Here is a 26,849-nt window from a genome sequence, read left to right on the forward strand (position 1 = left end):
GATTACAATCAAAGGGTTCAAATCGTCGCAAAAAACGTTTGAGAGAGTGTCCCGGATCAATCTTGGATCGCAAATCTTCGCCCATGATCGCTGGTTTGCAATCCCCACGCCCCGGCTTTGTGAACGTAAATTAGCTGAAAATCGGATTTCATGAGCGACTCATCGTTTCTTTCATCGATCAAGAAAGCATTGACCTCGGGCTCGCCGTCTGAAGACAGCGTGACGCCGGAAGCCAATGCCGTTCATCCGTACGAAAACGGAGAGTCGAGCGAACTGTGGGAAGACGAATCGTTTTGGGATGCCGATGAAACGGTTGCGATGGTCGGCAGCATGATGGTGCATCTGATCGTCATTCTGTCGCTCGCACTGGTGCAGTTGCAGAACCCGGTCGACGACGAAGCCGTGGTGATGATCGCACCGCCACCTGAATACGAAGAGACCGTGGATCTGATTGAGGAGATCGTCGTTAGCGATCAACCTCAGGTCGAGATCGGTTCCGACGCTTTGGCTGAGTTCGACATGGCGGAAGCTTCCGCTGCGACGTTCGCTGAAATCGCCAACATGGTCAGCCCGGTGGACCTCGAGCCAACCGACCTGGGCGACATCATGGTTAACAAGATGTTCAGCCAACCGGTCGCACCTCAAGATCGATTGGTCGACCAGAAAGGTCGCGTTGGACAAGGAACCGCTGGCGCCTCAGGGGCGGTCGACCAGATCACGTTCGAGGTCATGCAAGCGGCAGAAGAACGTCCGACGTTGATCGTGTGGTTGTTTGACCAAAGCGGTTCGCTGACTCGGCAACGCCAGGACATTCGCGATCGGTTCGATCGTATTTACGAAGAACTGGGGATGCTTCGCGAACAGTTGGACTCAAAGACTGCTGGCGAGGATCCGAACAACCCTTCCGAAGCACGAGTGCTGACATCGATCATCGGGTTCGGCGAAAAAGTGCAACTGTTCACCGAAGAGCCCACGGCGGACTTGGATTTGATCAAGCAGACCGTTGCTGACATTCCCGTCGACAACTCCGGTACCGAAAGAGTCTTCACGGCGATTGAATCGGCCGCCAAGCAATACAACTCTTTGCGTCGCAGCAATGGACCTCGAGGTCCAAAACGCAATGTGATGTTCGTCGTCGTGACGGATGAACGCGGCGATGACGCTCACTTGTTGGAATCATCCATCGGATCTTGCCGCAAATGGGGCATTCCGGTTTACGTCGTTGGCGTTCCCGCTCCGTTCGGTCGCGAGCACACGCTGGTCAAGTATGTGGATCCGGACCCTGAATACGATCAAACGCCCCAGTGGGCTCAAGTCGACCAGGGGCCTGAAACGTTCTTGCCTGAACGTGTGCAACTGAGCTTCACTGGAAACTTTGAACAAGAACCCGTGATCGATAGCGGTTTCGGACCGTATGGGCTGACGCGTTTGTGTTACGAAACGGGAGGAATCTATTTCACGGTTCACCCGAACCGCAACGTTTCACGAGAGGTTCGGCGAGGCGAGATCGATGCATTCACCGCCGATTTGCGTGCGTTCTTTGATCCGACTGCGATGGCTCGCTATCGGCCGGATTATCTATCGCCTCAAGACTACGTCAAAGCAGTCAAGCGTAGCCCGCTTCGCCAAGCGTTGATCGCGGCCGCGCAAATTAAAAATGTGAATGGGATCCAACGCCCTCAAACTCGATTCGTGAAACGCAATGAAGCTGGGCTGGCCCAAGCGTTGACAACAGCTCAACAAGATGCCGCGAAATTGGAACCGGTTCTGATCCAGTTAGCGGCTACTTTGGAACAAGGTTTGAAAGATCGGGACGAAGAAGAGAGCCTTCGTTGGTTGGCCGGTTTCGATTTAGCCTACGGCCGTGTGCTGGCTCAGAAGGTTCGTACCGAGACGTACAACGCGATCCTAGCCAAAGCGAAACGCGGGATGCCCTTTGAAAACGAAAAGAACAACACTTGGGTGTTGAAGCCTGCCGACGAGATCACGGTGGGCAGCAAGTGGCAACGTGAAGCCGACACAGCTCGCGAGTTCCTTGAGCGTGTCGTTGCCGAGCACAAAGGCACTCCCTGGGCGATGTTGGCCGAGAAGGAACTGGAAGTTCCAATCGGTTGGGTTTGGACGGAGACCTTCACGGACTTGTCCCCGCCGCGAAACAATCGCGGTAACAACGGCAACAACAACCGTCCGCCTCGTGACGATCAGAAACGGATGATCAAACGAGCTCCCAAGCGTCCTGTGCCAAAGCTGTAAGCTGGCTTTGAGACTCACGCGCAAGCTTGCATCGATGCGTGGTGGTTGCTCGATTGCTGAAATGGCTTTTCTGAGATCTCGCTGACGGTTGGCGGATCTTGGTTCCTCTTCGTCATGCATTCACGCTGGCGAACACGCGCGTGTTGCCGGGCTGACGATCTTTGCTGAGATGACTCAGGGATCGTCGGTTGAATCCGTGAAACTGCCGACAAATCGATTGGTGGGCTCAATCCGAAACACCCTCCATTGGTGTGGCGGCCACAGCCGGAAACTTCGTAGGTTCCGCTCAAGCGTCAAGGTCGACGCTTCCGATACCACCGATACCGGCACACCTGAGCCGATTTTGGCTCCCTATGAGAAAGACAAAAAGGATTTTGTCCGATGCGTTTGTCCTCCAAACCACCGCGAATTGATTCTTCCACTGCGTCCTCGCAATGGTCGCGAGTGATGCCGGCAACGGTCTTGCTCGGTTTGACAACGATTTTCACCAGTGTCGCTCAAGCTGACATTCAGTGGCGAAAAGATCTCACCGCGGCCCAAGCGGAAGCACAGCAAACCGGAAAAGGCTTGCTTTTGCACTTCACCAGTGACAATTGCGTCTGGTGCGATCGCTTGGAAGCCGGTGCTTTCAAGAGTCCCGAAGTGGGATCCGCCGTTGAGCAAAAGTTCGTGCCCGTCAAAGTCCACGCTGGCAAATCGCCTGAGTTGGCCAAGATGTTTGGTGTCACGAAATTTCCAACCGATGTGATGATCACACCGACCGGAAAACCTTTGGGCACCTCGGTCAGTCCTCAAGATCCAAAGCGATACGTTGCGATGCTGGCAATCGCGGCAAAGAAGATGCCGTCGATGATGACCACACCTGCACCAGGTGCAACGCAAACAATGGTGGCATCCAACGGTCAATCGCCGACCGGTCCGCCAGCGACCACTGCTGCCGCGACCATGCCACCTCGCACCCAGCAAAACCCGCACGTTGCAGGCGGCAACTTGCCTTCGCCTGACAGTCAATTCGCGGGCGGAGCAACCGGTCGTTTGGCTGGAGCCCGCACTGATGGGATGACTCTGGGGATGCCAGCTCAATCCGCACCGAAACCTGAAGCAAAGACTCCGGCCTTTGGCACTGACCAACCGAAACTTGCGATGGAAGGTTTCTGTTCCGTCACTGTGATCAACGAAGATCAATGGGTCGAAGGCAATCCAAAGTTTGGAGTGGTTCACCTCGGTAAGCTGTATCTGTTCCAAAGCGAAGCCAAGATGAAGACGTTTCTGGCTGACCCGACTCCATACACACCTGTGCTGAATGAAATCGACGTGGTTCGTTTCTTCGAAGAGCGTGTGATCGTTCCAGGCAAACGTCAGTTCGGAATGAAGGACCCTGTTCATCAACGCATGTTCTTCTTCGCCGATGAAGCTGCGATGGATCACTTTTGGAATGAGTACGAACGCTACACCGACGCCGCGATCGAAGTCATGGACCACGCCGTCCGGGATGCAAATCCTGGGGTGAACTGATCCATCGATCGGCACAAACGCATTTTTGATATTCACACACGCCTCGTTGGTTTGAACAGCGAGGCGTGTTGCGTTTGTGGGAACGGTTTGCATTTTGTTCGGGATGTAGGGAAATTTCGGAGTGAACCGCTCAGGGAATCCGGGAAGGGGGCACCGATTGCGGTCTGGTTAAGGCGCGGTCGCGCACCATGGTGTAACCTTTCGGGCGGAACCACGTCGCGGGGGCGAGGCCGCATTGCGCGTAATTGTTGAGATGAACGCATGCCGTCGTGCACCTCGGATGTTTCCGGTTCCACTGCTACTTCAAACATCGCTACCAAGCAAACCACCTCATGGTTTGTCTTTGCCGGAGCGACGTTGCTGGGGGCCTTCTTGGTGTTCCAGGTTCAGCCCGTAATCAGCAAATGTGTGCTGCCTTGGTTTGGTGGAACGCCAGCGGTTTGGACAACTTGTTTGCTGTTCTTCCAAGTTCTCTTGTTCGCTGGGTATCTCTACGCTCACTGCATCAGGCGTTTCCTGCCACCTGCCTTGCAAGGCATCGTGCACTTGGTGTTGCTGTGTGCGGCAGCTTGGTCATTGCCAATCGCGCCTTCGGACGCATGGAAGCCCGTTGGAACCGAAGATCCAACCTGGGCACTGCTCTGGTTGCTGACCGCGCATGTCGCGTTGCCGTACTTCGTGCTTTCCAGCACCGGACCATTGGTGCAGGCATGGTTGAGCTACGAAAATCAATCCGAATCAGTCTATCGACTTTATGCACTTTCCAACGTCGGTTCGCTGGTCGCCTTGCTGAGCTATCCATTCGTCGTCGAACCATTGTTGTCGATTGAACAGCAGTCGGTTTTTTGGTCGTTGGCGTTTTATGCTTTTGTCGTCGTGGATGGCTGGCTCGCGATCTGTTTGCTGCGTCGGCGAAAAGGAAACTCGACAACCAACAACGAAGAATCAGCGGAAGGCCAATCCGTTCTGGCCAAGCTGGGGGTGGCGGACTGGAGTGTATGGATCGGTCTGCCTGCCTTGGCTTCGGTCATGCTGTTGGTGGTGACCAGTCATGTCTGCCAAGACATCGCTGTGATGCCGTTTCTTTGGGTGCTGCCGCTCAGCCTGTACTTGCTCAGCTTCATCATCAGCTTTGACTCACCAAATTGGTATCGCCCCAAACTCATCGCTACGTTCACCGGACTGGCGTTCGTCGTCATTCAGTTAAAAGGCTGGTTTCCCGGCAATTGGCAAATGCCGATGGAAGCGTTGTCATATTTGGTCGTTTTGCTCGGCGTGTGTTTGCTGTGCCACGGTGAAACCGCCGCCCGTAAACCAGCGACCCAAAGACTGACCTTGTACTACGCACTGATCTCATTTGGTGGTGCGATGGGCGGTATCTTGGTCGCTTTGATCTGCCCGCTCGTTTTCCAAGACTATCGCGAACTTCCCATCGCGATGTCGTTGTCGATTGGCGTCGTTGCGATCACGTTCTTGGCTTCTCGATCCTGGATGACAACCACATGTGATTGGAAGCTTTCCAAACGCATCAACGGGTTGATCGTGGCGATCATTGGATTCACCGCGGTTGTTACCACGCTGACCAATCGCACCGATACGATCGATCAACGGCGAAATTTCTTCGGTGTGCTTCGTGTCGAGAACGATGCGGAACGAGTGCAGCTGGTGCACGGCAATACGATTCATGGAATTCAATTGCATGGTCCGGAACGGATGACGCCAACGTCTTACTTCGGACACAGCAGCGGTGTTGGACGATTGATTCACACGATGCAAGCCGAGTCTCCCGAGATGCGGATTGGTGTCATCGGTTTGGGGTGCGGCGTGCTGGCTGCTTATGGACGAGACGGCGACACGATGGACATGTACGAAATCAATCCGGATGTGTTGGCAATCGCGGAAGAGCACTTCACGTTCCTCAGCGATTGTCCGGCCGTGATCGAGCATCACTTGGGGGACGGCCGTTTGCTGTTAGAACGTCATACGGACAAAAAATTTGATCTGCTGATCCTGGACGCCTTCAGCAGCGACGCCATTCCAGCTCACCTTTTGACGCTCGAAGCGATGCAGCTCTATCGGGAGCGATTGGCAGACGACGGCGTGTTGGCCGTACACGTCTCAAACAACCACCTCGATTTGGTTCCGCTCACCCACCGATTGACCCAGGCCATCGGGATGCCCAGCCGGTTGATTCAGAACAACCGCCGCGATCAGGATTACACCCGTCCATCGCGTTGGGTCATCGCCACAGATCGCGACGACGCATTTTGGGAATCGGAACATTTGAGTGTCGCGCAAAAACCGGATGCGTCTGTTGTCGAGTCCGCACCTCTGTGGACGGACCAGCATCACAATCTGGCGAGCGTACTGATTTGGCCTTCTCTGTAACGCGAATTGCCCGGCAATTTGAGTTTTCCGGCGGCAATCGCCATCGTGCAAACTCGAATTCGCCGCAGCTGCGAAGAAGTGCAAAGAATCGTCGAAACCAGGTTCCGACGGGCTTGACGCACAGCGAATCAAGCCGATAATCTGCCACTTCACCCGGGGGATTAGCTCAGTTGGGAGAGCGACGCGCTGGCAGCGCGTAGGTCATCGGTTCAAGTCCGTTATCCTCCACTCCAAAAGCCGCTTGCGATTTCGCAAGCGGCTTTTTTCGTGCGCCGATCTTGTTCTCCACGAACGATTGATGGCATTTCGCGATTCGAGGCCAAAGGTGGTTGTGGATTGCCATGTTCGATTGTGGGCGTGTACGTCTCCACGAAAGAAGAGTCCTTGAATCCGAAAACCCTGTCTCCAGGCTGCGGTGAACCTTTGTTGTTGATTGAGTGTCGGTCTGATGCACGAATTCTCTTCGTGCGACACTGGCTGCCAATTTTGCGGAACGGGACGGAGAAGTTCGCATGCTTGACCCGACGAAGAAATACCCGATGGTGATGCCGGATGGGACGGAAGTTAAAACCGTTGTGTCACTGAACCAAGTCATCGACCATCCAAGAATTGAGATTGGTGACTTCACCTATTTTGGTCATCTGGATTTGCTGGATGATTACGCAAGTTACCTTGCGCCCTTTCTGTTTCCGCTCAGTCGGGAACGGTTGGTGATCGGCAAGTTTGGGCAAATCGCTCATGGTGTGCGATTCATCACCAGCTCGGCCAACCACAACATGAGCGGATTTTCGACTTACCCGTTCAACAACTTCATGATGCACGAAGGGACCACCGCGGAGGACATTCAGGCGATGTTTGACGTTCCGGGACGCAAGGGAGACACCGTCATCGGCAACGATGTTTGGATTGGGATGAAGGCCGTCGTGATGCCGGGAGTCACCATCGGGGACGGTGCGATCATTGGGGCTCGTTCCGTGGTTGCCAAAGACGTTGCTCCCTACACAGTTGTAGCGGGCAACCCCGCCCAGCCCATCAAGCGACGCTTTGAAGAAGACACCATCAATTCATTGCTTAAAATCAGATGGTGGGATTGGCCGGTGGAGAAGATCGAGGCCAACATCGACGCGATCGTGGGTGGTGATGTTGAACTTTTAAAACGTGCCGAAGGGTGAGATCCGAGGGAAGAGGCGGATGCCGGTTCCGTAAAACATTTGCACCGAATGCGGAATTCTTCGTCCATCTCTCAATCGGCGTCACCGCTTTCGAACAAGAACAACGATTGGGGAAGTCTAATCTTTGCCAATCGAATGAACTTTGTATTTCGATTGCACGAATCCGAAGTCAAAAGTTTTGGTGTCTTGGTGGGTCAAGCGGATGTCTTTGTCCATAGGGCCAAACAGCGGGATCCCTTCGCCGAGCAAGATGGGAATGACCGTGACAACCAATTCGTTGATCAATCCCGCTCGCAGAAAACGCTGAATCGTAACCCCGCCGTCGATGTAGAGCTTCTTTGCTCCTTCGCTCGACAATCGTCGATGCAATTCCTCGGGCGATTCCGAAGAATGAGTCACGCAATCGGGCACCTCATCCGGAAAGACAATGGGAGTTCGGCTGAGGACAATGACGGGCGTCTCTCCATATGCCCATGGCCCAAACGTTCGAACTTTCTCGTAAGTTCTTCGCCCCATCACCAATGCGTCGACCGATTGCATGAACTCGCCGTAGCCGCAGTCCTCGCCCGCCGGAACGGTTGCATTGGCATCGTCAAGCCAGTCCAGTCCCCCGTCTGCGCGAGCGATGAATCCGTCCAAACTGGTTGCAATGAAAACGGATGCTATTGCTGACATTCTTCATCCTAGGAGAGTGTGGGTGAAGGCTTCGCTTGAGTCGGATCTTGGGTGAAGGATGTCGTCGTGCGACGCAGCCAATCCAGAATCGCCGTGTTGGTTTCTTCGGGGAGTTCCTGCTGGATCCAATGACCGCAGTCCAGATGGACCACATCTGCGTTGGGCACGAACTCTTTTAGGTTTTCAAGTTCCGGAATCACATCTCGCTTGCCATAGATCATCAGTGTTGAATGCTCGACGACCGGGTTTGGCGTCGCCAGCTTATGCCAGTTGCGATCCAGGTTTCGATACCAATTGATCCCGCCGGTGAACCCCGACGATTCAAAGGCTGATACGAACACTGCCATCTCTTCGTCGCTCATGATCGGATCGCCGAGCGGTGTTTCTGCTTGGGCAAGATTGATCATCGCCATGCCGGGTTGCGGATCCTGCAATGGGATATTTTTGCGAAACAGATTGTGGAGGAACCGAGCCGTGTTCTCGTTCAAGACTGCGTCAGCGACTCCTGGTTGACGATTGAAATGGACAAAATAATTGTCGCCTCCAAAAATCTGTTCCATGAATTCGATCCACGGAATTTCACCGCGTTCTTGGTAGGGCAAACTGAGATTAATCAGCTGCTTGACGCGTTTGGGATGCAACAGGGCGAGGCTCCAAACGACAAAGGCTCCCCAGTCGTGTCCGATGAAGGTTGCGTCTTGGTAGCCGTAGTGATCGAGAAGACCGACGAGGTCACCCGTCAGTTGCTCGATGTCGTATTCGACGACTTCAGGCGGTCGTGAAGAGTTTCCGTAGCCTCGTTGGTTGGGGATAATGACGTGGTAACCCGCAGCAACCAAAGCCGGCACCTGGTGACGCCAGGAAAAAGCGTGCTCCGGCCAGCCATGGCAAAGAACGATCGGTTTGCCAGCATTCTGCTGGCCAGCCTCAAACACTTCCAGTTCGACGCCATTGACTGAGATTCGATTGGGTTTTTGAAAATGATTTGAGTCGAGCATTGTGTTTCCGGGTGATGTTTTCGAGTTGGTTGGTTTTATTCGCACACAGTGGAGTGTCGATGGTTCGCGAGGTCGCGTCCGCGATAGGGCAATGACTGCCGCATGACGGATTTGAAAGTCTCGCTACGCCATTGGAGACTTGCGTCCGAGCGATCGTCTAATGTCGGTTAGTTGGCCGTGGCGAAAAAACGAATGACTGATCGCCCAGGTCTTCTATCAACGGCATGGTCAGGTTCCTGTTTTGGACTAGGAGTGACCGCACGATTCCTTTCGATTGCATTGGTTGGTTTTCCCTGGTCATTGGATTTCGTGGTTGCTCGCGTTGTTTCTTTCGACCAACTTTACAGGGTGCTGCTGACAGCCTACTGTCAGCAGCGTTTCAAGAATTCAAAAGTTTTGACCCCACAGAGAAATCCATTGCGTCGCGCGGATCGTCTGTTTCGGATCGTGGAATACATCAAGGCACGCCGCGAAGCCGTGACAGCCAACGAACTTGGCAAGGAATTGGAGGTTGGCGTCCGAACGATTTATCGTGACATCGCCGATTTGAAAGCGTCGGGAGTCCCGCTGACCGGAGAAGCGGGCGTGGGATACCTGCTGAACCCGGAATACGTGGTTCGGCCACTGCTGTTTGACGACGAAGAACTTGATGCGTTGGCCTTGGGGGCTCAGATGGTTCAAAGTTGGGCGGACCCAGCAATGGCTCAAGCGGCTCGAAGGGGGCTGGACAAAATCACTGCCGTGTTGCCCGGGACGCTCGGAGATCACGTTCGTCAGTCCACTTCGTTTGCCCACCCAAGCAGCGCGAAAAAGCCGCTGCAAATTGATTTCACTTCGCTGCGACGAGCCATCCGCACGCAACATATGGTTGAGTTCTCGTATCTTGATTCCGCTGGGGCCGAAACAAGACGCCAGCTACGGCCACTGGCACTCATCTTTCTTGCTCCGATCTGGTTGGTGATGGGTTGGTGCGAATTGCGTCAGGACTTTCGCAGTTTTCGAGTGGATCGGATGCAAGGCATGAATGTCTTGGACATCAAATTTGAAAGCGAGAGCGGCAAGACCCTCGACGATATGCGTAAGCAATGCGAAGGCGAGTAGGTTCTCCCCAGGTACGCTGCGGGAGCTGGGGCCAATTGCTGATATCACTTCGGGATGAAAATCGACTTTTGGATTATCAACAGCTCCTCAGCTCATCTTCTTCGCCCAGCGGCGAACGGTTCTCTGGATCGTGTTTTTGTCGAACGCGGCAAAGCCCAGGATCATGCCCTGTGTTTCGTGCGTTCGTGAATAGATGCTGACGGAATGAAACTCTACTTTCGCTCGGCATGCGGCGGTGATGAGTCTCTCGTCAGCTTCCTTGGTGACGCCCCGTATCGTGAGGTGCATTCCAGACTCAGGTTTCTGGACCTCAATGAAGTCGCCCAAGTGTTTTTGCAACGATTCATAGAGCGTTGTCTGTCGCTCAGCGTACAGTGAACGCATACGGCGAATGTGCTTGACGAAATTCCCGGACTCGATGAACCGGTGGAGAGTCATTTGAACGAGCTGCGGCGATGAACGATCTTGAAGGAATCGGACGTAAGCAAACGTCTTCGCCAACTGCGGGGGAACAATTAGAAAGCCCAGTCGGATGGCCGGAAACAACAACTTGCTGAACGTTCCCATGTAGATCGTTCGGCCGGAAGAGTCGAGACTGCTGAGCGAAGCATGGGGGCGTCCTGTGTAGCGAAACTCGCCGTTGTAATCATCCTCAATGATCCAGCTCTTGTGCCGCTGTGCGGTGGCGATTAGTTGCAGTCTTCGGTTCAGGCTCATGGTCATTCCCATTGGCCATTGCCCGCCCGGCGTCACGCAGATGAGTTTTGGCGTGGGCTTCTTTTTTGGGACTCGTGACAGGTCGATTCCTTCGGAGTCCAGCGGCACGGGAACCAGTTGTGCCCCCGCGATGTCGAGCAATCGATTTGCCGGAGCGTTGCCTGGTTCTTCTACCCACGCGGTGTCGCCTGGAGTCAGTAGCAACTGAGCGATCATTGTGAAGGCTTGTTGAGACCCCGAGGTGATCACGACTTGTTGAGGCGTGCATGACAAGCCACGTGAAACGGCCATGTACTGGGCAATGGACTCTCGCAGCGGAAGATATCCCTGCGGCTCGCCCAAATTCAGGTGCCTCGATGACCATCGAGCCTGCTCGTTGCTGAATCGGTTCCAGATTTGGAGTGGAAATTCATCGGTCGCAGGCAAGTGAGGCGTGAATGCTTTGGGATGCGTTGCCACGGGTGGCAACCAGTGCGACTCTTCGGACAGTTGCTGTCCCAAAGGGGAAAGATCGTCCAGCGAACTGACCGGAGGATCATTGGATTTTGATGCCGTGTCAAATTCAAAAGCCTGCGGCGGAATCCTGGCCACCCGCGTACCGCTGCCTCGAACGGATTCCATATACCCTTCCGAAATCAGCTGTTCGTAAGCGGACAAAACGGTGTTTCGTGATACGCCGATCGCCGACGCGAGATTGCGACTCGAAGGAACGCGGTCTTCCGGTTGCAAGACTTGATCGGTGATGGCATGGCGAAGTTGGTTTTCCAGTTGCTGATAGACCGGAGTCGCCGCGTCGTTGTCCAGTTGAATCCAGTCAAACTCAAATTGTTCCTTTCTTCGCGGCATTGGCTCTCCAAAGTGGCCCCGTGGTTTCTGCCCAAAGTGGATCTTTCTAGGAGCCACTGGATATCTATGATTCTACTCAACAACGATGCTCGACAACCACATGGAGAAGAGAATGCGAGCCGACTACTTTCGATTGATTTCACGCGAAATTCAGCAGTTGTCCAAGATCGAAGCAACGATTGCGGATTACCCGATGGCGGCCGAGTTGCTCGAGCTGGTCAAGCTGCGTGTGTCGCAACTCAATGGCTGTTCCTTTTGCGTCAGTCTGCATACCCAACAACTGCGATTGATGCATGAAACGAATGAACGCATCGACTTGGTCAGCGTTTGGGAAGAAGCCGGCTGTTACACAGCCCGAGAACGAACGGCTTTTCGTTGGGCGGAAGCTCTGACTCGGCTTGCCGGTGGAGAAGGAGTCAGCGACCAACTCTATCAGGAAACCGTTGCCGTATTTGGCGAAGAAGGAATCTGCCAGTTGAGCATCGTGGTTTCCATGATCAACACATGGAACCGATTAGCGGTTCCATTCCAGACCGATCACAAATACATCAAATCTTTGTTGAAGCAACCAACCGAATTGACCAATTGAAGGAAAAGAAATGAAGACAAGCCCATTGATCACTTTGTATCTGTATGTGCTCTTGATTGCTTTCAACAGCACCTCGCATGGTCGAGACACCGAGTCCGGGGCGGCGAAAACGCCGCGTCATCCTGTGGCAGAACAACCGTCGCATTCAAAGATGCCGGTTATCAAATTGCTTCGCAGCGATCCCATTTCGAGCAAGGTGGATGGAGCCCTCATGTCGAAGTCGCTGATCGAACTCACCTTCGCTCCCGGTGCGTCGTCTCCGCCGCACCATCATCCCGGTGAAGTGGTCGGCTACGTATTGAAAGGAACATTGGAATTCAAAATCGAAGGGAAGCCCCTGCGGGTGTTGCACCAAGGTGACACGTTCTTTGAACCCACCATGGTTCTGCACGAAGTCGCCCGAAATCCGGACACCACAAAAGAAACGCAAGTCGTTGTGACCATGGTTCACCCCAGAAACGCTCGGCGTCTGACCATTCCCGCCGAAGAAGTCGCAAAAGCAAAAACTGATTCAAAGGCTGCTGCGATCACCGCGTCACCCCAAACGTGCACCATCAATGTGAACGACCGTGTCAATCGTGCCACGTTTGACAAGTCGTTGCCGACCATCGGTGTCTTGTTGTTCGACAGTGTTTTGATGACGGAAGTCACTGCTCCGATCGATGTTTTCTCCAAGCCCAACGAAGAAGGCAAGCGGCTGTTCAACGTCGTCACAATCGCCCAATCGCATCATCCGGTTCCGATGGAAAGTGGGTTGCGAGTGGTCCCGGACTATTCGTTCGACGACTGTCCGGATTTGAACGTGCTGGTCGTGTCCAGCTCGTATGACATGGAAACGGTGGTCGCGACGGATGCGATTGTGGAGTTTGTCAAAACGAAGGGAAAAACGACTGACTTCACGATGAGCAACTGCGCCGGAGCTCATTTGATTGGCGCTTCGGGCGTTGCGAACGGACGCAAAATCGTGACCTACATCGGTGGAGGCGACCTACTGCAGCAGACCTACCCAAGCCTGTCCGTGCAGGACGACAGTCAAGTGAGTTTCGTCAAAGACGGCAAGATGATCTCATCCAACGGGAACCTCGCCAGCTATATCTCGGCGCTGGAGTTGCTCGAGGAGATGACCGATTCAGCGCACCGGAACTTCGTCGAATCACATTTGTACCTCGAACGATTGCAAAACTACGAACGTTGATACTGGCGTGACTATCGTGCGGGAAACGACAACGAGGCAAGGTCAGCCGAAGTGTTTCAGAACCAGCCGTTTTGTAGACCGCTCAAGGTCTGCAGCATGCGGCGGCGAATCCATGGCACTTTTGGAAGCCAGGGAAGTCCAAGGTTTCGGCAAGCGGCCGACAGTGGGATATCCGACTGAAAGAATGGCGTCAGCATGCGCGTCAGCGACTGATAGTAACGTACTTTTCTTTGGCGAAGCTTTTGATAGCGAGCGGCAGCCTGCTGAAAGTCTTGTGTGTCATTCAGTGCGTCCGCGAAACAGGCTGCATCTTCGAGAGCTAGGTTGACGCCCTGCCCCAAATGGGGACTCGACGGATGAGCCGCATCGCCCAGGAAGACAATCTTGTTGCCGCTCCAACGTTTCATTTTGACATGTCGATAACCGGCGAACGTCATCTGTCGAAAGCTTTCAATTGAATCGAGCAATTCGGCTGCATGGGGGCACATCCCGATGACATCCTGTTTCCAGGCTGGTAATCCTTGTTGAACGAGCGCATCGTACGCGTCGGCACGCAGTCCCCAAAAGAAACTGCATTGTCCTTCGCCAATCGGTAGCAATCCGACCAGCCGGTTCGTGCCATCGATGACTTGATGCAAGCGATGGTCAATGTGCGAGCAAGGACCCGTTGCCCAAATGGCGGCGTAGTCATATTCAACGGTTCGCGAATTAATTCTTGCGGGTGTTCTCAAGCGGGACCGAGATCCATCGGCGGCAATGAGGAAATCGAAGGGCCCGTGTTGGGTTCCATGTTGATCGATGACATGGACGTTGTTTCCTTTGTCGCCGAAGTCGCAGACTTGGGTCGACGTTTGAACGCAAACGCCGGACGTCTCGCAGAGCGTCAGCAATTGCTGGAAGAGCAGGCCACGATGCACGCCGTAGGCGAATTGCTGTTCGCCAAGTGCACCGTATTCCAATTCAATCAGCGGACGACCTGAAAGCAGAAACGCTTCGATCCCCTCGAGCTTCGCTGATTTCCGAGCGATCGAATCGAGGATGCCTAAACGATTTAAAACAGCCTGCCCACTGGGTTGGAGCATGATGCCCGCACCGATCGCTTGGCACTGCGCCGCCTGTTCAAAGATGGTCACGTCGTGCCCGGACGTTGCAAGTAAATGGCTGACCGCGGTGCCAGCGATTCCACATCCCGAGACCGCAACCCTCATTGCTGTTTGCTTTTGAAACGCGACGCAGCCTGGACCAAGTCACCATCGTGCCAAACGAGAGTCTCAGGTTTGGTCATAGAAGTTTGCTCAGGAGGAAAATCGCTTGCTGGACTTTGGAGCTGCGAAACAGCATGACGCATGCAGCGAGTTGTGAGCGATGGTTCTGTGAGAGAAGCGCAGGTGACTCGTTTTAACGACCGAATCGGGATCGCGAGCGGCGATACTATACACTCTCTTATTCGTCGACACAGACGATTGCAAACGTTGTCGTGACCCAACACCCCGATCGTTGAGGTGAATGGCGGGGATTCGAAAACAACGAACATCCCCTTTCAGATCCACTTTCTTCGCAATCCAACAAGGACATCCGATGCAAACTCGACGCTCGACACTCGGTCTTTTTCTGATGCTATCGTTCACGGCACTTTCTGCCGTTGCGTTCTCCGCGACAGCTCAGGCCCAAGGTCGCCGAAAAGCTGCTCCTGGAAAAGAACCACCTCATCCGCCGAAGGTTGGCGAAGTTGCTCCCGATTTCGAGCTGATGAATCTGGAAGGTGAAGCTGTTTCGCTCGAATCATTGACGGAGAAGTCACCTGTCGTGATGCTTGTTCTGCGAGGCTGGCCCGGAAAACAGTGTCCGATGTGCAGCCGGCAGGTTGGCGAGTTCCTAAGTAAGAAAGCTGCGTTAAAAGATGTTCAGGTAGTCATGATCTACCCGGGACCAGCAGAGTTGTTGGAATTGCACGCTGAGGAGTTCCAGGGGAACAAAACGTTTCCATCCAACTATCACTTTGTCCTTGATCCGGACTACAAATTCACGAACGCTTGGGGGCTTCGTTGGGACGCTCCACGTGAGACCGCTTATCCCTCCACGTTCGTGTTGGACCAGGACAAGAAAATTGTCTTCGGCAAGACCGTGATCTCGCACGGAGACCGGGCGGACGTCGCGACCGTTGTCGCGAAATTGCCCTGAATACCTCGGTTTAGAATGTAGGTCGCTATTTATGTCATCAAAACGCGATCTGGATGTACGGTCGAGAGACGAGATGCCATCGCGGGGCGTTATTCAGCAATGCCTCGCGTCATTGGCTGAGATGTTGGATGCTTATGGCTTGATTGCACGGGTAGCGATGAAAGTATCCAGGAAGTTCGACAATGGATCCTTCGCGTCCGAAGCGTAGCGATCTTCGTAGAACCCGGAAAGCAAAAAGCCCGCCTTCAATTGGCCGCCCATTTGATCTTCGAGGGTGTGACCAAATTCCAATGCGAATCCGTCCTGGATGGATCGCTGAATGTGCGAATGGTCGAGATGTTCCAGGTCCGAATAGGGGAGGCTGTATCGAACCTCGAAATTGCCATTCTCTTTTCGTTCATCGTCAAAGATGTATCGAAGAGGATTCGTGAAGCCGGCCAGTAGGGTGCCCCCACTGCGAAGCACCCGATAACACTCTCGCCAAACTGGGAGGATGTTGGGCACGAAAACATTCGAGCAAGGATGGAAGACGAGGTTGAAGGTGTCATCGGGAAAGGTCGACAGGTCGGCCATGTCGCCCTCGACGAAATTCATCTTGAGACCGTCTCGCTCCGCGACAAAACGGTCTTGCTTCAATTGCTTCGGGGAATTGTCAAACACCGTGACCTTCGCACCGGCGGCTGCCAGTACCGGAGCTTGTTGACCGCCGGCGGACGCCAGGCACAGCGTTTCCGCTCCTTCGAGTGGCGGAAACCAATCGCTGGGGACCGGCTTGGTGGGAGTGAGCACGATGGAGAAGTCACCGGACTTGGCGCGTTGGATGGTTTCCTGGTCAACAGGTTTTGTCCAGCGATTGTTTTGTTCGACTTGTTTGTCCCAAGCGTCCCTGTTGAATTCGCGAACATCGGACTCATCCATATTGAAACCTATCGATGGGACATGCGATTCGCGAGTCAACCAATTTGCAACTCATCATCGCCAAGTATTAGACCACCGCGTTACTGGTTTGGTCCACCAGCTGAAGCAAATCACTGAGGTGATGAATGACGGCGGTCGGATTGGATTGCAGCAATTCGGATTCAGGCTGTGCACCCGTTGTGATGCCAAGAGCCATTCCGCAATTTGCGTTTTGACCCTCTTCGATATCGATTCGAGAATCGCCGATCTTCGCGACCGAAGCTGCGTTGGTGACTTGGGTCAGCGCCATCGCCAAGTAGATCATGTCAGGCGCGGGACGTCCTGTTTCGACATCGCTGGCGGTTACCAACGCATCGACGTCTTCACCGATGGTCCAACCAATTTTGTGGACCAATTTTTCAGCGGTCGGACGATCGTAGCCAGTGTTGAGGACAACCTTGATGCCTCGCGAATGAAGCTCGCGAAAAATGTCGGAGGCACCTGGCTGTTCGACGACATCGAGCGAGTTGTAGGCTACGACGAGGCGATCGCGAAAATCAGCGAAGATCGCTTGGACTTCATCTTCGGAATGGTCAGCGCCGTCCAACGCGAGAACGTCGCGAATGGCTTGAGATTTTTCTTTGCCGGCCCCGGCGGATTGGACCTGTTCCTGGGTGAAGTTGTACCCAGCGGCGTTGATGGCTTGTCGAACGGTTTTGTAGACGACGTTGTCTTCGTCGACGGTGGTTCCTGCCATGTCAAAGACGACGAGTTCAATCATTGTAAAGCTCGGTGAGGTGATGCTGTGTGAAGCCGGCACTGCTGGTCATTCCCTTTCCTCCGATTCCCGTCGTGACATGCACGTTGGGAAAGATCGTTTCGAGGTGGATGCCGGACGGATGAGAGGTTTGGCTGTAAATGCCATGCCAGGAAGCTTCGACGTCCCAGGACGGAAGGTCCATGATACGCTTCGCTTCCATCAAGATGGCGTTGTTGACGTCGGAACGAATGTCAAAATCGAGTTCGTTGGGCCGGTCGGCGGAGGTGTACTCATGTGAATCACCCAAGATGATTCCGCCATCGGATTCTTGTTTGAACAGGATGTGCAGCCCCCATACTTGAGCAAACGTGTCTGTTGGTTCGTTGGCTTTGATCGCATTCCAAGAGGGGCATTCCGAGAAGCCTTCGTAACGGCGGATCGAAAGGCCGGTCAGCAAATTTCCGGGAAGCACCGATTGCGGTTGAGGTGAAAGCCGCAGCATTTGCAACTTACAAAGCTTCATCTGGCTTGTGCGAAAGTTTTCTGGAAACAGTGTCTGGAACTCTGCGCCGCAGCAGACGATGACCTTGTTTGCAGACAGTGTTTCGCCTTTGGATGTCTGCAGGTGAATCAGATTGGAGCGAACCGGATCGATGTGCTGGATCAGCGTCTCGAAGCGTGATTCGAAATTGGCCTGGGTTCGAAGAAAGTCATGCAGATGGTGAATCATCCTGCGAGGGTTCACCGAAACTTCCTGCGGGAAAGACAGGCCGCCGCGGCAGTAGTCCATTCGGAGATTTGGGTATTTGATTCGGCATTGTTCGGGCGTCAACAATTCCGATTCGTATTCTGCATCTTGATTGATCTGATGCAGTTCCTCGATCAACGTGCATTCCTCTTCGTCTGAGGCAATGTACACGCTTCCGTTTTGGCGAACCGACAGTTCGGTTTGAGCTTGGAGTTCTTTGTATATCCGGAGACTCTCACGCCCGTGAATTTGCCAGTCGCGATTTAGACCCGAGGGAACGACTTGACCGAAGTTGCGAACCGTCGCGTCCATCGGTTTCGAATTTTTTTCTATCAGCGTGACCTTCAGTCCTCGTCGCAACGCGTGGTAGGCGTAGAAGGTTCCGAGGACACCCCCGCCGACGACGATCAGGTCAGAGTGATGCGCGGCGGTGGTGTGAGACGTCATGGATGAATTCGAAGTGGACAATGAAATTTGTGTTTAAACGTGCTCGTCGACGGGCGATTCGTGACGAGGAATCTTGGTTGTGTAGTGGATGAAGAGAAGGATTGCGATGAGGCTGGCCAAAATGGCGACCACGACGGAGGTTCGATTCATCAGCGACAGGAAGTTGCGATCGGAGGTAACCGAATTGCGATAGAACATCACGCCGACATACCCGAGATAACCAAGGGCGTCGGCGAGATACATTAGGTAGCCGATCGTTCCCGTTTCTCGGAGGGCCGCGATCATGCGTTCGAACACGGTGGTGTGAAAAGCAACATATGGGATATACATCCCGAATCCCAGCAGCACCATGAAGGTCATTGGTGAAAGTTGGCCATAAGTCTGGCCCGCAACAGCGCCCACCACAATCGCGAAGCCGGTCGTCAACAACGCGATGGACGACAGGAATGCGATGCGATTGTTTCGGATCAAACTGGTCAGCCCCGAGACTGTGACTACGCCGATCATCACCCAGAATTCGGAGCGTGCGAACACGGTCGGTTCGTTTTCGACACCGAGTTCACTCCAGATCTCAATTGCGAAATCGTCTCGAAGGCTTCGGATCAGCGTGAGCAAAACATAGATCGAGAGCAAGCCGGTCAGTCCCAACGCATGGCGACGCCAGAACGCACGGCGTTGTTCACCGTTCATCGGCGAACGTTTGGATCGCAAGCGTTCATCGTTTGCCGATGGTGCCGGGATTTGAGAGAGCATCCAGACGAAGATCAACAGGGGACCAACGAAAAGTAGGCCTGTGATCACTGGCATCCAAAACGTTCCAACTTCATGCACTTCGATCAAAGTTCGGCCGACGGACTTTACGAAGCCAGACGACAGAATGAAGCTCGCGCAAAGACCGGCGGATAGCGTCTCGGTCACGGCGCGTCCTTCTAAAAACCCGAGGACCAGTCCGAAGACCATTCCAAGTGGTAATCCATTGACGAACAACCAAACGAAATTCCAAGGAACTGGAGTGACCGCAAACAACAGCAGCGAGACTTCAGCGATGCCGATCAATGCAACAATCGAGATCGCCCGGTACCGCGCCGGCATCTCGGAGACAACCTTGATGCCGACAAACTTTGAGAGCGTGTAGCCGGCGACTTGCGATGTGATGAGAATCGTTTTGTAGCCAACTCCAAAGGCGACCATCCCATCATAGGTGGCGGCGGTGAATGGCTTTCGAAACGCGTACATGCAAAAGTAGGTGCCGAAGGCAGCGGCAATGCAGTAGATCGAAAATGCCGTTGGATTAGTGTCCGTCAACCATCGAGTAACAATACTATCCCGCGTGATCGTTGCGTTCCCGTTCAGAGAAGCATCCGTGGTCGTTGCCATGAGGTCACGCGAGGAGTGTTGTTTGTGATGAAGGAAAATCGCGAGGTTGCCGGGCAATGCCTGGACGCGAATTCGCGATGGTGCAACAATGTTTCTTTACAGTCAACACGAGCGGAGGATTCTTCATCCGATCCTCATAATGTTGCGACGCGGGGTCAGGCAATGAATCTGGTGGAGTTAGCACAGCGTCTTCGGCAGCTGCGATTGGATCGCGGGATGACCTTGGATGAGGTGGCACAAAAGAGCGGCCAAACGAAGAGCTGGCTCTCCCGCGTGGAGAACTTTCGCATCACGCCGTCGCTTCCCGCTCTTGCAGATTTGGCGACGAGCTTGGGTGTGTCGACGTCGAGTTTGTTAGAAGGACTGGACGATCGGCCGCAGATCGTTTGTGTCCGGCATGACGAACGGAAGAGGATTCAACGCGATCCGGATTCTTTGATCGAGTATTACTCGCTTGCCAGTGAGCGAACGCATCGAACGATGGATCCGTTCCTGCTGAAGATTCCCAGCGGCGAAGAGCGTGAACCGCGAACGCACGAGGGAGAAGAGTTTCTAACCGTGTTGAAAGGGCGAGTTCGGTTTTTTTACGGCGAGCAAGAGTTCACCCTATCAAAAGGTGACAGCCTCTACTTTGATAGTGAAGTGGAGCATTGCTTGGCCAATCCATTTGCAAATGAAGCGGAAGTGATATGTCTATTTCGGTTGGGACGTCAGTGATTCCAAACGATGGTGAGCCGGATTCGTTATCTGAGATCGAAAACGTCGCGATGGAATTTGATTCCACCGAACGACGGTTCGTTTCATCACGAAGCAAACTTGATCCGTTGGATGAGGGTCAAGTGCTCGTTCGAGTCCTTTGTTGCACTTTGTGTGGCAGTGACCTGCACACCGTCTCGGGCCGACGAAAGGGCCACGATCATGGTGTGCTTGGACATGAAATCGTCGGAGAAGTCATCGGATGGTGCGGCGAATTCACACCGTCTGACTACCACGGTGTGCCGTTGCAAATCGGACAGCGAGTCACGTGGGCGATGTCGGTTGGTTGTGAGCACTGTTTCTATTGCAGCAACGATCTGAATCAGAAGTGTGACTCCCTATTCAAATACGGCCACGAAGCCAGTCATGGGCATCCGACCGGAGGCTTGAGCGAACACTGCGTGCTCGTCGCTGGGACACCGATTTTTCCGGTGCCAGATGAGTTGACCAACGAAGTGGTTGCACCAGTCAACTGCGCGACGGCGACGGTGTCGGCTGCGCTTCGTTTGGTGAATCAGACTCACCGAGTCAAACACGCAACTGTTCTGGTCGTCGGAGCGGGTATGCTCGGTTTGACGGCCGCGGCACAATTGAACGAAGCCGGTGCGGCACGAATCGTTGTTGCTGACCCAAACGCGGATCGAGCAGAAATGGCTCAATCTTTTGGAGCAACTGATTTGATCGTTGGTGAGACCGCGGACGAACGGCAATCGATGCTACAAGAAATGACCAACGGTCGAGGCGTGGACATTGCGATCGATTTCGCGGGAATGACGACGGCCGTAAATGCCTGCTTGGATTCGGTTCGGATGGGTGGATGCGTGGTGTTGGTTGGATCCGTGTTCCCATCGGATCCAATCGCACTCTATCCCGAACAAGCCATTCGCCGGATGCTGACCATTCGCGGGCTGCACAACTACTTGCCTCGCGATTTAGATGATGGGTTGCGATTCTTGGAACGCAACCACCAACGATTCCCATTCGACACGTTGGTCGGGAAAGGGTTTCCACTTCGGGAAGTCGAGCAAGCGTTTGAGTATGCGATGGAGCAACGGCCCGTTCGTGTGGCCGTGTATCCGTCCTCGGACGCTTGATTGAGCGACGTGACTTGGTTGGTCACGCCGTTGAATCACTCGACGACTTCTGCGGTCTGAACTTCGTTTTGGAGTTCAGCAGCGGCTTGTTTAGGCGAGCGACTGCGAGTGGATGACAACAGCGTCAGACCCTCTTTCACACAAATCACGGCGATCAGCAAAGCGGCAACGGCGGCGACAATTTTCAGCATGCCGTGGGCAACAAACGCGACTGCTGCGATTCCGCAGATGACCGCCACAACAGCTTGCATGAACTTCACCATCGCCTGAACACGCGAGCTGTGCGATTGCGATTTGGCACTTCGTTCAACGGCACTGCGAGCAGATTCGTTTGCTAGCTCTCGCATCGCAGACAGGTTGCTGTTGCGTTCGGGGGCTTGCGAACGTGGGATCAACGGAGCGTTTGGATCGACAGGTTCGACGACCTCTGGTTCAATGTCGTATTCAACGCTTTCAGCTTGTACCGGCGTTTCCGCAGGTTTGGGCGTTTCCGCTTTTGGTTTCGGGGCCGCGGGTGCGGATTCGTCACCTGATTGTTGTTGGACGCGTTGCAACAAACGATTCATGTAGGCTTCGATCGAGTCGTCGTCGGGCTCTTCCGATTCACCAGCGACGACGGTTTCAGCAGCTACTTCTTGGGTGCTTGGCAATTCAGCCGCAGCAGGTTCTTCTTGGATTTCGGCGAGAGACGATTCGAATTCTTCAGCGACTTCGAATGAGTCTTCCGAATCCTGCTGGTCCCACGAGTGAGGTTGGGTGGCGGAAATGTCGCTGGTGTCGACGAAGGTTTCCGACTCGGCGTCACGTGGTCCGACTTCTGCTTCCATTTGGGCGGAGTAATCCGTTTCACCGTCCCACATTTGGGTGCCGGTTTCGGACGAGATCTCTTCGTGTGCGGTCGAGTGATCGTCTACCTCGGAGGTGTTCTCATTGTTGAGGTCGCGAATCAGTTGGTCAGCGAGGCTGAGCGGTGACTCGGAATCGCTAGCGTCGAAAGACTGCTGTTCATCGTACGACGGTTGTTCTTCTGGATAAGATTGATCCAGGTCAGCGGTTGCCCATGGGTTGGCCTCGTCGAGTGAAGCTGCTTCTTCGTGAGTGGCAACATGGTCGACAGAACCTTCGACAGTGGATTCCGTCGAGTGTTCTTCCGTGTTCCATTCTTGCGACAGGCGAGCTTCGCGAATTTGTTCGGCCTCTTCTTGTGCAGCGGCGGTGAACTCGGCAGCAAATTGTTGAGCGTTGAGGTTGTCGACGGATTCCTCTTCGTCGGCTTCGGCCACGGTGGACCAGGCGTCATGGTTGGCTGTCTCGATGGGCAACTCAGCGGAAACTTCGTCGCTGCTGACATCGTTGATAGGCTGGGCGTCTTGGGCGTTGCGGAGATCGGTTGACTCATTGATCGCTTCGGCGAGCGAGTTGCTTGCCAGACGTTCTTGAGGCAGCAGCAACGATTCGGATTCTTCTGGCCAAGCGGGCGCCGGTGAATCGTTGACGTCGACTTCCGAAATTTCTGGGCTGATCGCGTCAGGGCCCAATGACACGTTGGCACCCATGGCGTTTGGATCGACCGAGCTTTCGTCAATGTCGCTCTTTGCCGCTTCAGCACTTTCGTAAGTCGGCCACGCGTCATCGTCTTGTTCGACGGTCTCTTCCGCGATTGGAGTGCTCCAACTGGCCGCTTTTTCTTCTGCTTCTTGAAGCAAACGATCGGTTTCGGAATCGTGGACCAAGCTCATCGCTTCGTCGATCACTTCTCCAGAAGCATGCGCGTCGGTCGATGTCATTTCCGATGATTCATCAACGGGCTCGCTGGCAACGTGCAGGCCTGGTCCATCGATCGCGGATTCAGGAGTGTCCAATTCTGCGATCGAGGCTTGAGAAAGGGCCTGAGTTGCCGCTTCTTCTTCAACGAATTCCTCATCCGACGTTCCGGTTTCGGTGGCGGAAAGAATGCCCAAGCGGATTTCGGGATCCGCGGGTTTCGATTCGGCGTCGCCTTTGCCACTGATCAGTTGACGAGTTTCTTCCTCGAGTCGTTCGATTTGATCGAGCGTGTCGTCGTGGTCGCGGTTGGACCGATCGAACAGTTGGCGTGTTTCGGAAACTTCGCGTTCGGCGCGAATGCGTTGTTTTTCCGAAGTCTTGTACTTGTTCTTGAACTCATCGCGTTGTTCTTCGGTCACCGACAAGGTCTCGCGAAGTTTCTCGTTGTCTTCACGAAGTTGAGCCAGTTGTTGTTCGGCCTGCGCGAGGCTGAGTGTCAACTCGTCGACGCCGGTCCGGAGGGCGTCCATTTCGTCGCTCCACGACGTTCGGTCGGTGTCGTGTCGGTTTTCTGATTCACGAACTCGTTCTTCGAGTTCACCGATCGTCGTGCGTGCGTGTTGACAATCGCGACGCAGTGCTTCTGCTTCTTTGCGAGCGTCGGAGATTTCGATCTGTAGGCTTTCGATCTCTTGCCGAAGTGATTCTTCGGTCTTGAGCAACGCGTCGTACTTTTCCTGGGTCTCATAAAGCTTGGCATCGCTGCTGGCTTTTTGATCCAAGAGATCATCGCGTTCACGATTGGCCGTTTCACGTTGCGCAATGGCTTCGTCGCGAGCGGCTGACAGTTCTTTGCATTGACGAGCGTGCTCTTCGACTCGTTCCAGTCCCATCGACTGCAATGATTCTTGTTGCTCACCGAGGGCCAGCAGTTGTTCGTTGAGCGAAGCAAATTTGGCGCGCATCTGCGTCACCGCTTCGGCGGCGGCATCGGCTTGGCTTTGCGACTGCTTGAGTTGCTGACGCGTTTCGTTCAGGCGTCGTTCGCTATCACGTTCACGCTCAGACAGGTTTTCTTTTTCGAGAAGCAGCTCTTCGATTTGAGTTCGATAGTGGACGTCGCGGCCTTGCAGACGTTCCTGTTGAGCTTTCCAGTCTTCGCGTTGTTGTTCCAGTTCGCTCTGTTGCGCCGCCAGTTGATTTTGGCGTTCGGTGAGGTCGCGATGACGAACTTGGAATTCAGCGTGCAGTTCGACCGCAGCGGTTTCTTGCGAACGGATTTCGTCTTCGCGTTCACGGAGTGCCTTGAACTGAGCCTCGATTTGATCGGCTTGTTGTTTCAGTTCGTCTTGTCGTTCACGGACCCAGCGATCGCGTTTCTCGGCTTCTTCTTTGAGCTTGTGCCAACGTGATGCTTCCTTTTGGAACTCAACGTTGGAATCAAACATCGATTCCGGGTTGCCGGAAGCAAGACGCGGAACGGATTCAGCGAAACGATGTGCGGTCGGCTTGGGTTGCTTCGCTTCGCCAAACTTGTCTTGAATCAATTCAAATTCGTAGTTGCCCAATCGAAGAGTGTCACCTTGTTGCAACGTTCCTTCAGTGACGCGGATGTTGTTGATCAGCAACGGGATCGAGTACGCACGAATGAGGATTCGGTGCGCGTCGCGGATCAGAACCGCGTGAAGCGGACGCAGCGTTGGATCGTCCAAGCGGATCGAGCATCCGACACCGTTGCCCAGTGTGTAGCGAGCTCCGGCCAGACGCAGTCGACGCGTGGGATGGTTTTCGCACCGAACTCGGAATTCGATGGCACCTTCTTGGTTCCACATCGTCCCGTGGTCGCCGATCGGTTTGCTGGCCGCAGCTGCCGGTGAATTGGTCGTCGCGGTTTGAGGCTCGGCCGCGGTCGCATAGCGTGGCTGATTCAACCAACTGGTCGCGGACCCTGCTGCACCGGAACGGGTTGGCGACTCCGATCGGGATGGAGCCGCGAACGCGGTTGCGGAGTTGGAGTCGGTGTGTGTTGGTGTGTTCGAGGAGTCAGTTGCCACCACGGAGTTCCTTCTCACGGGAATGCTTTCTTGAGAACGGTGAAACGGGTCTGAAATGACCGCGACGGACCTGTATGGGGAGGATCTGTCTGGGTTTCGAGTCGTTTTCTGTGCCGTTCAAGCGGTTCGGAGTCACCACTTGGTTCTGTTTATTCGGTTGATCCGATCAGGGGCATGAAGGCATTTGTTCCGTTTTGGCAAACTTTGCGGATTTCGGACGACTTTGCAGGGGGGAAAGTATCTGGTTGAATGCTCGTGGTTCCGCGGAGGGGTTTTGGTTGTTTTGTGGTCTGTCGTCGAAGTGATTTTCGATTCAACCGGAAATTTCTTCGCAGCGGCGCCCCGTAAACGCTGGAAAGGTCCCTTTGTTGGAAGGGGAAGGCTTTTCTTCGATCTACCCTAATGAAACCAGGGTTTTACTCGGTGTGCAGCTAGGAACGCTCCAATTGAGTGAACTTGAATGGCTCGGCGTGCGTCACAGTCAGTGCCGTTGTTGGGTCGGTTTCGGTCACTTTGCCAGCCAGAGAGGTGAATTATGTCTCGCGATGACACACTGAAGACGCTTCGGGTAACGCTGCTCCGTCGTCGAGACGCGCTTCGAAAGGCGTTGGAAGGCGATCTGAGCCTTCTACAAGAACTTCACAATCAGAAAACCGGCGATGCGCTCGACGCCGCCGCGGATACGGTCCAAGACGAACTGAACAGTCAGTTAGTCGAGGTTGAGAGCCGTGAATTGCTGGCGATCGAAGAAGCGATCGCGCGGTTCGAGGAAGGCCGTTTCGGAGATTGCGAAGATTGCGGGAAACCCATTCCGCTCAACCGTTTGAAAGCGATTCCATACGCGGTGGACTGCATCAATTGCCGTCGTGCTGCGGAACGAGAGTCATCGTCTGGCGTGGTCGCGCCGACGGAATGGAATCGCATTTTCGACGCTCCCAAAGTTGATCCCGCGGTTTGATCGGTGGGGATCGGTTTGCCAATCTCTGTTGCTATGACGCAACGGTGATTTGGACACGCTGATTCCGAGAAACTTCTTTTTGACCGGGTTCTGAACAGTGTGCCCGGTGTGAGACGCCCGTGTTGATTCGTTAGGATGCGGCAATCAGGTTGATCTGTTTTGTGTGATCAACTGGCCTTCGCATCTCAACGAAAACCGTATCAGCACATGGATTTGCGTCATCACGTTCGTGACATTCCGGATTATCCCAAGCCCGGCATTCTGTTTCGAGACATCACTCCCTTGCTCGCCCATCCCGAAGCGTTGACCGCTTCGGTCGAAGAAATGGCAAAGCCGTTTCTGGATCAGAAGATTGATGTGG

General features: G+C 54.1%; 20 protein-coding genes, 1 tRNA gene and 1 pseudogene. 13 read left to right on the forward strand and 9 right to left on the reverse strand.

The genetic code is table 11. The features are described from left to right. Positions 1-150 precede the first annotated feature (150 nt). The 5 genes from B2R17_RS10125 (at position 151) to B2R17_RS10145 (ending at position 7,328) form a co-directional block, all read left to right on the forward strand. Entirely contained in the window at positions 151-2,253 is a 2,103-nt protein-coding gene (locus tag B2R17_RS10125) for a vWA domain-containing protein (RefSeq protein WP_286763891.1), read from the forward strand. Between the two features lie 381 nt (positions 2,254-2,634). After that, complete coding sequence (locus tag B2R17_RS10130; RefSeq protein WP_008664889.1) at positions 2,635-3,768, forward strand: DUF255 domain-containing protein; 1,134 nt, start codon at positions 2,635-2,637, stop codon at positions 3,766-3,768. Positions 3,769-4,029: 261 nt separating this feature from the next. Further along, positions 4,030-6,156: a fused MFS/spermidine synthase gene (locus tag B2R17_RS10135; RefSeq protein WP_286763892.1), complete on the forward strand. Its 2,127-nt coding sequence runs from the start codon at positions 4,030-4,032 to the stop codon at positions 6,154-6,156. A gap of 155 nt (positions 6,157-6,311) precedes the next feature. After that, positions 6,312-6,384: transfer RNA gene (locus tag B2R17_RS10140), tRNA-Ala, on the forward strand. Positions 6,385-6,668: 284 nt separating this feature from the next. Beyond that, on the forward strand, positions 6,669-7,328 hold the full coding sequence (locus B2R17_RS10145; protein ID WP_286763893.1) for a CatB-related O-acetyltransferase: 660 nt from the start codon (positions 6,669-6,671) through the stop codon (positions 7,326-7,328). A 117-nt stretch (positions 7,329-7,445) separates the two neighbouring features. Here the strand turns inward: B2R17_RS10145 and B2R17_RS10150 are convergent, their stop codons facing one another. Next, entirely contained in the window at positions 7,446-8,003 is a 558-nt protein-coding gene (locus B2R17_RS10150) for a dihydrofolate reductase family protein (RefSeq protein WP_286763894.1), read from the reverse strand. A gap of 8 nt (positions 8,004-8,011) precedes the next feature. Then, on the reverse strand, positions 8,012-9,001 hold the full coding sequence (locus B2R17_RS10155; protein ID WP_286763895.1) for an alpha/beta fold hydrolase: 990 nt from the start codon (positions 8,999-9,001) through the stop codon (positions 8,012-8,014). Positions 9,002-9,418: 417 nt separating this feature from the next. Here B2R17_RS10155 and B2R17_RS10160 point away from each other — a divergent pair, with 417 nt between their 5' ends. Beyond that, positions 9,419-10,102 carry a helix-turn-helix transcriptional regulator gene (locus B2R17_RS10160; protein WP_286763896.1) on the forward strand — a complete coding sequence of 228 codons (684 nt, stop codon included), beginning with the start codon at positions 9,419-9,421 and terminating at the stop codon, positions 10,100-10,102. An 87-nt stretch (positions 10,103-10,189) separates the two neighbouring features. Here B2R17_RS10160 and B2R17_RS10165 read toward each other — a convergent pair whose 3' ends face one another. Beyond that, on the reverse strand, positions 10,190-11,665 hold the full coding sequence (locus B2R17_RS10165; protein WP_286763897.1) for a PLP-dependent aminotransferase family protein: 1,476 nt from the start codon (positions 11,663-11,665) through the stop codon (positions 10,190-10,192). A gap of 112 nt (positions 11,666-11,777) precedes the next feature. Between B2R17_RS10165 and B2R17_RS10170 the strand changes: the two genes are divergently transcribed. Next, positions 11,778-12,254, forward strand: a complete 477-nt coding sequence (locus B2R17_RS10170; RefSeq protein ID WP_286763898.1) for a carboxymuconolactone decarboxylase family protein — start codon at positions 11,778-11,780, stop codon at positions 12,252-12,254. A gap of 10 nt (positions 12,255-12,264) precedes the next feature. Beyond that, positions 12,265-13,449, forward strand: a complete 1,185-nt coding sequence (locus B2R17_RS10175) for a cupin domain-containing protein (RefSeq protein ID WP_286763899.1) — start codon at positions 12,265-12,267, stop codon at positions 13,447-13,449. Between the two features lie 56 nt (positions 13,450-13,505). Here the strand turns inward: B2R17_RS10175 and B2R17_RS10180 are convergent, their stop codons facing one another. Next, positions 13,506-14,657: an FAD-dependent oxidoreductase gene (locus B2R17_RS10180; protein WP_286763900.1), complete on the reverse strand. Its 1,152-nt coding sequence runs from the start codon at positions 14,655-14,657 to the stop codon at positions 13,506-13,508. Between the two features lie 370 nt (positions 14,658-15,027). Between B2R17_RS10180 and B2R17_RS10185 the strand changes: the two genes are divergently transcribed. After that, positions 15,028-15,630: a redoxin family protein gene (locus B2R17_RS10185; RefSeq protein ID WP_037250230.1), complete on the forward strand. Its 603-nt coding sequence runs from the start codon at positions 15,028-15,030 to the stop codon at positions 15,628-15,630. Between the two features lie 132 nt (positions 15,631-15,762). Here B2R17_RS10185 and B2R17_RS10190 read toward each other — a convergent pair whose 3' ends face one another. The 4 genes from B2R17_RS10190 to B2R17_RS10205 all read right to left on the reverse strand — a co-directional run bounded on the left by B2R17_RS10190 (position 15,763) and on the right by B2R17_RS10205 (position 19,859). Further along, a complete protein-coding gene (locus B2R17_RS10190) occupies positions 15,763-16,548 on the reverse strand; it encodes a class I SAM-dependent methyltransferase (RefSeq protein ID WP_286763901.1) in 786 nt (261 codons plus the stop codon). Positions 16,549-16,615: 67 nt separating this feature from the next. Then, a complete protein-coding gene (locus tag B2R17_RS10195) occupies positions 16,616-17,308 on the reverse strand; it encodes a phosphonatase-like hydrolase (RefSeq protein ID WP_286763902.1) in 693 nt (230 codons plus the stop codon). Further along, positions 17,301-18,482: a TIGR03364 family FAD-dependent oxidoreductase gene (locus B2R17_RS10200; protein WP_286763903.1), complete on the reverse strand. Its 1,182-nt coding sequence runs from the start codon at positions 18,480-18,482 to the stop codon at positions 17,301-17,303. Before B2R17_RS10200 ends, B2R17_RS10195 begins: the two co-directional genes overlap by 8 nt. Positions 18,483-18,515: 33 nt before the next feature. Further along, a complete protein-coding gene (locus B2R17_RS10205; protein WP_008664915.1) occupies positions 18,516-19,859 on the reverse strand; it encodes a DUF5690 family protein in 1,344 nt (447 codons plus the stop codon). 162 nt (positions 19,860-20,021) lie between these two features. Between B2R17_RS10205 and B2R17_RS10210 the strand changes: the two genes are divergently transcribed. Next, positions 20,022-20,576, forward strand: coding sequence for a helix-turn-helix domain-containing protein (locus B2R17_RS10210; protein ID WP_008656465.1), 555 nt, complete (start codon positions 20,022-20,024; stop codon positions 20,574-20,576). Beyond that, positions 20,549-21,709, forward strand: a complete 1,161-nt coding sequence (locus B2R17_RS10215) for a zinc-binding dehydrogenase (RefSeq protein ID WP_286763904.1) — start codon at positions 20,549-20,551, stop codon at positions 21,707-21,709. Before B2R17_RS10210 ends, B2R17_RS10215 begins: the two co-directional genes overlap by 28 nt. Before the next feature lie 35 nt (positions 21,710-21,744). Here B2R17_RS10215 and B2R17_RS10220 read toward each other — a convergent pair whose 3' ends face one another. Further along, complete coding sequence (locus B2R17_RS10220) at positions 21,745-25,533, reverse strand: FHA domain-containing protein (protein WP_339887839.1); 3,789 nt, start codon at positions 25,531-25,533, stop codon at positions 21,745-21,747. Positions 25,534-26,065: 532 nt separating this feature from the next. Here B2R17_RS10220 and B2R17_RS10225 point away from each other — a divergent pair. Beyond that, positions 26,066-26,488 (forward strand): TraR/DksA family transcriptional regulator, encoded by a 423-nt coding sequence (locus tag B2R17_RS10225; protein ID WP_008656455.1) that lies wholly within the window; start codon positions 26,066-26,068, stop codon positions 26,486-26,488. A gap of 207 nt (positions 26,489-26,695) precedes the next feature. Continuing rightward, a pseudogene (locus tag B2R17_RS28210) lies at positions 26,696-26,849 on the forward strand (adenine phosphoribosyltransferase); the annotation flags it as partial.

It is taken from the genome of Rhodopirellula sp. UBA1907 (assembly GCF_002337565.1).
Taxonomy (GTDB): domain Bacteria; phylum Planctomycetota; class Planctomycetia; order Pirellulales; family Pirellulaceae; genus Rhodopirellula; species Rhodopirellula europaea.